General features: G+C 72.9%; 6 protein-coding genes. 5 read left to right on the top strand and 1 reads right to left on the bottom strand.

Annotation, left to right across the window (positions count from 1 at the left end):
* The 5 genes from DLJ47_RS31505 to DLJ47_RS31525 all read left to right on the top strand — a co-directional run.
* Window positions 1-2,832, top strand: a 2,832-nt coding sequence (locus DLJ47_RS31505; RefSeq protein ID WP_109905509.1) for an ATP-binding protein, incomplete at its 5' end; no start/stop codon positions are given.
* 1 nt (window position 2,833) lies between these two features.
* Window positions 2,834-4,771: a hypothetical protein gene (locus tag DLJ47_RS31510; RefSeq protein WP_109905511.1), complete on the top strand. Its 1,938-nt coding sequence runs from the start codon at window positions 2,834-2,836 to the stop codon at window positions 4,769-4,771.
* Window positions 4,768-5,325, top strand: coding sequence for a hypothetical protein (locus tag DLJ47_RS31515; protein WP_109905513.1), 558 nt, complete (start codon window positions 4,768-4,770; stop codon window positions 5,323-5,325). The genes DLJ47_RS31510 and DLJ47_RS31515 overlap by 4 nt, the downstream gene beginning before the upstream one ends.
* Before the next feature lie 73 nt (window positions 5,326-5,398).
* Complete coding sequence (locus DLJ47_RS31520) at window positions 5,399-6,568, top strand: M23 family metallopeptidase (protein WP_109905515.1); 1,170 nt, start codon at window positions 5,399-5,401, stop codon at window positions 6,566-6,568.
* A gap of 13 nt (window positions 6,569-6,581) precedes the next feature.
* Window positions 6,582-7,178, top strand: a complete 597-nt coding sequence (locus tag DLJ47_RS31525) for a hypothetical protein (RefSeq protein WP_109905517.1) — start codon at window positions 6,582-6,584, stop codon at window positions 7,176-7,178.
* Window positions 7,179-7,182: 4 nt separating this feature from the next.
* Here the strand turns inward: DLJ47_RS31525 and DLJ47_RS31530 are convergent.
* The coding region (locus DLJ47_RS31530) for a hypothetical protein (RefSeq protein WP_233258129.1) at window positions 7,183-7,676 on the bottom strand (494 nt) is incomplete at its 5' end.

A 7,676-nucleotide genomic window follows, 5' to 3' on the forward strand; every position in this document is an offset into this window, starting at 1 on the left:
CCGCCGGCCCGGCCGGCCCGTCCCCGGGTGCCGCAGCAGCCCGGCGACCGGCTGCCCGTGGTACGCCCGCCGGCCCAGCCGGCGCCGGTTGACCCGGGTGGCGCGCGGGCCGCCGGTGAACTCGACCCGCCCGAGCCGCCCGACCGCCCGGCCCGCCGGGCGCCGAAGCAACTGCCGGAGCGGCCCGCCGGCCGGGAGATCGCCCCGCCCCGACAGCGCTCCCCCGAACGGCGCAAGCAGCCGGCCAAGCCGGTCCGGGTCAAGCCGCCGAGAATCAAGTTCGGCGACCGGGATCCGGCCGTGGAACTGGCCATCACCGAGATCGTCGGGCACCTCACCTTCACCCCGAACACCGTCACCGCCTGGTACTGGCTGCCGGAGGTGCGCTGGGCGTTCCGGCCGGACGCCGAGCGGGAGGCGCTGCTCTCAGCGATCTCCGAGCAGTACGCGGGCCTCGCCGGCTTCCGGCTGCACCTGCGCCGCACCACCCGCCCCTTCCCGGCCGACGAGTGGGCGCGCACCATCGACGCGCACACCCCCGCACCGCTGCCCGACGTGCCGGGCACGCCGGGCTGGGGCGACCACCTGGTGGCCGCGCAGCGGCACCTGCTCTCGGTCAACCACGCCGAGGGCCAGACCTACCTCGGGGTCACCTTCGCCCGGCGGTCGCTCGGCGACTCGCTCACCGAACGGCTGCTGCGCACCTTCGGCCGGGGGGTCGCCGAGGGCGAACGCCGCCGGCTGGGCCGGACCGTCGAGCAGTTCGACGAGGTGCTCGGCGCGTTCGGCATGCGCGGACGGCGGGTCACTCCGCAGGAGCTGGAGTGGCTGCTCTACCGCTCGGTGGCGCTCTGCATGGCGCCGCCCGGCGCGCTCTCCCCGGTCACCGACGGCCGGTGGGAACGCGGCGACCTGCTGGCCCTCACCGAGCAGGTGGAGCGCTACCGCACGCCGTACGGCTCGACGGTCAAGCTGGTCAACCGGGTCACCGGCGAGGAACGGCACGTCGCAGTGCTGGCGGTGGGCCGGATGGAACCGCTGGAGATCCCGGAGCGGCACGAGCCGTGGCTGCACTTCCACGAGCGGCTGCCCTGGCCGATGGAGCTGTCCACCCGGGTCGACATCCTCGGTCCCGGCGACTCCTTCCGCAACCTCGAACACCGGCTGCGGATGATCCGCTCGCAGCAGCTCGACTACGCCGAGCACGGCATCGACGCCCCGCCCGAGCTGGAACGGCTGGCCAAGCGGGCGCTGGTGATCGGCGACGAGATGACCACCGGGCTGCCCGTCGATTCCGCCCGCGCGCACGGCTGGCACCGGATCGCGGTCGGTGGCCGTACCCGCGAGGAGTGCCTGGAGCGGGCCCGGCGACTGGTCCAGCTCTACTCCCGCGAGCTGCGCATCTCGCTGCAGCACCCGAAGAACCAGGACTGGCTGGCCCGCGAGTTCATCCCCGGCGAGCCGATCGCCAACACCGGCTACGTCCGGCGGATGCCGGTCAACCTGCTCGCCGCCGCGCTGCCCCAGGCCGCGTCGACCGTCGGCGACCGGCGCGGCGACCTGATCGGCCGGACGGCCGGTACCTGCCGCCGACCGGTCTTCCTCGACCTGCACTACCCGATGGAGGTCCGCGAGCGCTCCGGGCTCGCCGTCTTCGTGGCCGAACCGGGCGGTGGCAAGTCCACCCTGCTCGGCGCGCTCGGCTACCTGGCCGCCCGGCGCGGCGTGCAGGTGACCCTGCTCGACCCGTCCGGCCCGCTGGCCCGGCTCTGCGCGATGCCGGAGCTGCGCCCGTACTCGCGGGTGCTCAACCTGACCGGCTCGGAGCACGGCACCCTGGCGCCGTACTCGCTCATCCCCACCCCGCTGCGCAGCGAGTTCGGCCCCGGCGCGGCCGGCGACCGGGAGTTCGAGATCGCCGTCTCCAACGCCCGCGCCGAGCGACGGATGCTGGTGCAGGACATCTGCATGATGCTGGTGCCGCCGCAGGTGGCCCGCGAGGCGTCCACCGCCACCCTGTTCCGGCACGCTGTACGCCAGGTGCCGGCGGAGGAGACCTCCACCCTGGACGACGTGGTCACCACGCTCAGCCAGCTGGACGACGACGCCGGCAAGGAACTGGCCAACCTGCTGCTCGACACCGCCGAGATGCCGCTGGCCATGCTCTTCTTCGGCAAGCCACCGGAAGGGCTGCTCGGCCCGGACGCGGCGCTCACCGTGATCACCATGGCCGGCCTCCGGCTGCCGGACCTCAAGATCGAGCGGGAGTACTGGTCGGCCGAGGAGGCGCTCGCCCTGCCGATGCTGCACACCGCGCACCGGCTGGCCGTCCGCCGCTGCTACGGCGGGTCGATGTCGTCGCGCAAGCTGGTCGGCCTGGACGAGGCACACTTCATGGAGGGCTGGCGCTCCGGGCGCTCGTTCCTGGTCCGGCTCGCCCGGGACTCCCGCAAGTGGAACCTCGCCGCCCTGGTCGCCTCGCAGAACCCGCGCGACATCCTCGGCCTCGACGTGCAGAACCTCGTCTCCACCGTGTTCGTCGGCCGGATCGCCGAGGACACCGAGATCGCCTCCGAGGCGCTGCGGCTGCTCCGGGTGCCGGTCAACGACGGCTACGAGGCCACCCTCGCCTCGCTCTCCACGGCGGACGCCACCTCGGCCAGCCGGCTCGGCTTCCGCGAGTTCGTGATGCGTGACGTCGACGGGCGGGTGCAGAAGGTCCGGGTCGACGTCTCGTACGTCGAGGGACTGCTGGACCACCTCGACACCACACCCGCGGCGATCGCCGCCGCGACCGGCGTACTGCCGACCGTGCCCGATCCGGAGGCGTGACATGGCGAGGGCCCGGGCGCTTCTCCTCGCACTCGGCATCCTCGCCGGGGCCACCATTGGCTGGCCGGCGGTGGGGGCGACACCGGCGTCGGCGGCGCCGGCCGTCACCGCCCAGGCCGCGGCCGACCTGTGCACCACACCGGAGTGGCAGGCCGACTTCCGCGCCTGCGTCGCCAAGCTCCAGCAGGTGGCCGAGTCGGAGTTGGAGTGCCGGAACCCGCCGACCCCCACCGGGCCGGACTCCGGCCTCGCCGGCTGGTTCGCCTCCCGGCCGGAATCGGCGAAGCAGTCTGGCCCGAAGGGTCTCTACAGCGAATACGGCTACGCCGGATACAGCTACACGACGTATCGCGTCGATGGCGGCTGCGCCGCTACAGCTCTGCACCCGGAGTACAAGTTCACCAACACCGTCGCCAACGGTGAGTTCATGATCGCCACAGCCGTCGTCGGCGCGTCCAACGCGTTGCGCGAACGGGCCTGGGATCCACGTTCCATGTGGGGCTGGGCCGACCCGTTGGTGGAGCAGGCCACCAAGGCCGTCTATCAGAAGGTGTTCAGCGTCTTCGGCATCGTCACCCTCTGCGTCGTCGGGCTCTACCTGCTCTGGCGCTCGCGCCAGTCGGACATGAGCAACGCGATGACCACGGCCGGCTGGGCGCTGCTGGTGATGGTGGCGGTCACCGCCCTGGCCGCCTGGCCGGTCAAGTCGGCGAACGTCGCCGACGGCACCCTGATCACCACCCTCGGCGTGGTTCACGACGCGGTCGGTCCAGCTTCGAAGGACATTCCACCCGACAGGTGCGCCCTACCCAACCCCGATGCCTGTGTCGACAAGCGGCCGCCAGCCGTGCGGGCCAGCGATACGGCAACCGAAGCGATGCTCTACCGAAACTGGCTGCGTGGCGTCCTGGGCTCGGCTGACAGTGAGACCGCCAAGAAGTACGGTCAAGCGCTCTACGACGCGAAGTCGCTGTCCTGGGATGAAGCGGAGTCGATTCGCTCAAACCCTGCCACTCGCGACGTGGTCATCAAAGGGAAGCAACAACAGTGGATGACCGTCGCCGCGCAGATCGAGCGGGAGGACCCGGAGGCGTACGAGTACCTCCAGGGTGTGCGCGACATGGACCGGGTCGGCGCCGGCTTCATCGCCGTCCTCGCCTCGCTGCTGTTCGCGATGTTCGACCTGACCGCGTCGGTGCTGGTCCTGCTCGGCTTCCTGATCTTCCGGTGGGCGGTGATCGCGGCACCGATCCTGGGCACCGTCGGCCTGCTGCGGCCGGCCAGCGCGGGGCTGCGCCGGCTGGCGAACGCGGTGGTCGCCGCGGTCTTCAACATCGCCATCTTCGGCACAGGCGCCGCCATCTACCTCTTCGCGGTCGACCTGATCATGAGCACCACCACCCTGCCCGGTTGGCTCCAGGTGGTGCTGGTCTGGCTCTGCGGGGTGGTCGGCTGGCTGCTGCTCCGCCCGTACCGCCGGATCACCCAGCTCGGCGGCAAGGACAGCAGCGAGGCGGTCAGCTCAGCCGGCTCGTGGCATCGGCGCTTCTTCCGCGACATGCGGACCGCCGCCCGGCTGGACGTGTCGGAGCCCGGTGGCACCGCCGAGCCGACCATGGGCCGACGCCGTCCCGTCGTCGCCGAGCAGACCCGCCTGCGGCCCGAGGCACGGCACGAGGACCCGGCACACGCGGCTGGCGGTGGTGGCGGGGACCGGCAACGCCCCGACGGCCGGGACCCGGCGGGCGAGGCGGCGGTCCCGGAGGAGCGGAGCGGCGCCGGCCGGCCGGTCGCGCCCCGACCCCGGCGCCGGGTGGCGGCGACCTGGACCGAGCCGGACGTGCCCGAGGAGAGCCCGTCCTACGTCATCTACCGTCCGGGCACGGCCGACCGCGCGCCGGACCGGCCGGCTCCGCGGATCCGCTCCGAGGCCCGGTGAGTGCGGTGCGGCGGGCGCTGGAGTTCCTGGTCACCCGGGCGCTGCGGTCCCGGCTGGGTATCGCGCTCGTGATCGCCGTGGTGGTGTTCGGCATCATCGGCGCGGCCCGGCTGGTCGCCGGCCCCGGCGACTCCACGACCGGCCTGAGCAACCGGCCGAGCCAGCCCGTCACCACCGTCGACCCGGACGAGGGTGACGACGGGGCGATCGCCACCGGCCCACCCGCCTCCCCGGTGACCCGTCCGGGCGCCCGCACGCCGGAGCAGACGGCGGACCGCTTCGTGACCGCCTGGCTGGGCGGGCCGAACGTGACCGTCGACCAGTGGCACCAGGGGCTGCGGCCGCTCTCCACCCCGGCGCTGACCGAGAAGCTCGCCGGTGCCGAGCCGGCGGGTGTGCCGGCCGAGCAGGTGACCGGTGCGATCAGCCTCCGGCCGCGCACCGCGACCTTCGTCGAAGCCCTGGTGCCGCTGGACACCGGACGGCTCCGGCTGGAACTGGTGGCCCCCGACGGGGAGTGGCTGGTCGACGCGGTGGACTGGGAGCAGGCATGAGCGAGCGGAGCGAGCGAATCAGGCTCAGCGCGGTGCTGCCCTCTGGCGGCACGGAGCGCAGCGGAGTGCCGACATGAGCGACGAGACCCGACCGCCCCGGCGACGGCTCCGGATCGGCACCCTGGCCGCCTTCCTCACCGGGGTCCTGGCGCTGCTCTGCTGCACCGGCGGAACCGCCGCCTTCTTCCTCACCGAACTGGGCGGCGACGCCGGCGAACAGATGACCCTCACCGGCCAGGAGTGCACTGACGACTTCCCGGTCAACGCGACCGGCAAGATGCCTCGTATGTCGGAGTACGGCGAGAGCCAGCTCCGCAACGCCGCGCGGATCATCAAGGTCGGACAGGAGATGAAGGTGCCGCCGCGCGGCTGGGTTATCGCGGTGGCGACCGCGATGCAGGAGTCCGGCCTGCGGAACCTGGCCAACCGAACGGTCGCCCAGTCGCGCGACCTGCCCAACGAGGGCGTCGGCGCCGACCACGACTCGGTCGGCCTGTTCCAGCAGCGGGCCACCTGGGGCACCGTCGCGCAGCGGATGACCCCCGAGTACGCCGCCCGCAAGTTCTACGAGAAGCTGCTGAAGGTGCCCGGCTGGCAGCGGATGCCGCTGACCACGGCGGCGCAGAAGGTGCAGATCAGCGCGTTCCCGGATGCGTACGCCAAGCACGAGGCGCTGGCCGCCCGGATCGTCGACGCGCTGGCCGGCGGCGCGGCCCGGACGGCGGAGATCGGCGGCCGGCAGGTGTGCGACGCCGCCTCCGGCGCGGAGATCGCCGCCTCCGGATGGACGGCCCCGATCCCGGGTGGGGTCGGCTCCGGCTTCCGGACCGCGAGCCGGCCTGGCCACAACGGGGTCGACATCGCCGCCCGCAAGGGGACGCCGATCCACGTCGCGGCCAGTGGCCGGGTGCTGGTGTCGCGCTGCGACCCGGACAACGGCGGCCGGCTCAGCTGCGACGTGGACGGCTGGCCGGGCAAGGGCGGCTGCGGCTGGTTCGTCGACGTCCTGCACGCCGGCGGCCTGGTCACCCGGTACTGCCACCTGGTCTCCAAGCCTCGGGTGCGGGTCGGCCAGACGGTGCAGGCCGGTGAGGTGATCGGGGAGGTGGGCAGCAGCGGCAACTCCTCCGGACCGCACCTGCACTTCGAGGTGCACACCGACGGCGACCGGACCAGCCGGAGCGCGATCGACCCGGTGCCGTTCATGCGTTCCCGGGGCGCGCCCCTCAAGCACCAGGGATGAGACGCTCGGTGTCATGAAGGACCCGCTGCCCGACCCGTTCGCGGACCAGCCGGACTGGGCGCCGGCACCGCCGCGACCCGTCGAGATCGTGCCGGCCACCGGCCGGGTCGAGCTGCGTGGCCGGCGCGTGCTGGTCGGCCTGCCCGGGCTGGGCTGGCGCGCCGACCTGCGCGCCGACGAGCGCGTGGTGCAGGGCAGCCGGACGTACGTGCCGGTCATCCCGGAGCACGAGTGGTACCGCGCGGAGGCCGATCAGGTGGAGGTCTTCGCCCCACTGATGCCGGTGGAGCGGGTCTGGGTGGAGACCGTGGGCACCCGGCCGGCGGCCGGGCCGCACGAGGGCGGGATCCGGCTCGTCTCCCTGGACACCCCGACGCACCGCCCGCCGACCCCGGTCGTCGAGGCGGACTCGGTCACCGGCCGCCGGGTCGTGCACGTGGTCGGCGGCGTGGAGCACCGCGACCTGCGGGCCGTCACCGAGACCTACTCCGGGGCCGACGGCGACATCTGCGTCCGAGTGACCTCGGAGGTGGAGTGGTACCGCTGGGCCTGGCGCGGCCAGTCACCGACCACCCTGGAGGTTCCGGTCCACCTGCTGTGGATCGAGTGACAGGTCAGCCAGTACGGATGCCTTCGCAGACCCGCCAGTGCTCGTCGAGGCGAGTAACGAACCGCCAAGCTTGCCGCTCGCTCTGAGTGATACCGTCAACTCGCGCTGAAATAATCAGCTCGACCTGCACGTCTGCGCTATCACGCTGCTCCTGCACCCGCAGACTGCCCCAGCTGACCGAGATGGGGACGTTGAACCGCTCCTCACGCGCTACCAGGTCGTCGCGCAACGCGCTGAGGGCGCTGAGGTCACTGCTGTCGCAAGTGAAGAGGTCGGCGCGGACATCGTTCCGGTCCACGAGGTAGGCCTGGACGTAGCTGGCCACCACCACGTCCGGTGTGCTCCGGTCCGGGGTTGCCGCCCGGTTGTACAGCACGATCCCCGCCACCACCCCGGCGACGCAGAGCACCGCGAGCACCCCCGCGACCACGGTGAGCACGGTGCGCAGCCGCCGCCGCGGACGCTCCGGCGCCGGGGCGGCCGGGGGCGGCGTCAGCT

It is taken from the genome of Micromonospora sp. S4605, from assembly GCF_003176715.1.
GTDB lineage: Bacteria > Actinomycetota > Actinomycetes > Mycobacteriales > Micromonosporaceae > Micromonospora > Micromonospora echinaurantiaca.